Origin of the sequence: Streptococcus oralis subsp. dentisani (assembly GCF_003944205.1) — a bacterium.
GTDB classification, from domain to species: domain Bacteria; phylum Bacillota; class Bacilli; order Lactobacillales; family Streptococcaceae; genus Streptococcus; species Streptococcus oralis_BH.
Genome location: NZ_RJPH01000046.1, coordinates 1 through 564, shown reverse-complemented (window position 1 = coordinate 564; position 564 = coordinate 1). Strand labels below are relative to the sequence as shown.

Here is a 564-nt window from a genome sequence, read left to right as displayed (position 1 = left end):
AAAAACAATAAATCTGTCAGTGACAGAAATGAGTGAGAACTCAAACTTTTAATGAGAGTTTGATCCTGGCTCAGGACGAACGCTGGCGGCGTGCCTAATACATGCAAGTAGAACGCTGAAGGAGGAGCTTGCTTCTCTGGATGAGTTGCGAACGGGTGAGTAACGCGTAGGTAACCTGCCTGGTAGCGGGGGATAACTATTGGAAACGATAGCTAATACCGCATAATAGCAGTTATTGCATGATAACTGTTTAAAAGGTGCAATTGCATCACTACCAGATGGACCTGCGTTGTATTAGCTAGTTGGTGGGGTAAAGGCTCACCAAGGCGACGATACATAGCCGACCTGAGAGGGTGATCGGCCACACTGGGACTGAGACACGGCCCAGACTCCTACGGGAGGCAGCAGTAGGGAATCTTCGGCAATGGACGGAAGTCTGACCGAGCAACGCCGCGTGAGTGAAGAAGGTTTTCGGATCGTAAAGCTCTGTTGTAAGAGAAGAACGAGTGTGAGAGTGGAAAGTTCACACTGTGACGGTATCTTACCAGAAAGGGACGGCTAACT

The 564-nt window shown here is 49.1% G+C and carries 1 rRNA gene; it reads left to right on the top strand.

Annotated elements, in window-relative coordinates:
• Nucleotides 1-47 precede the first annotated feature (47 nt).
• A 16S ribosomal RNA gene (locus tag D8805_RS10055) occupies nucleotides 48-564 on the top strand; the annotation flags it as partial.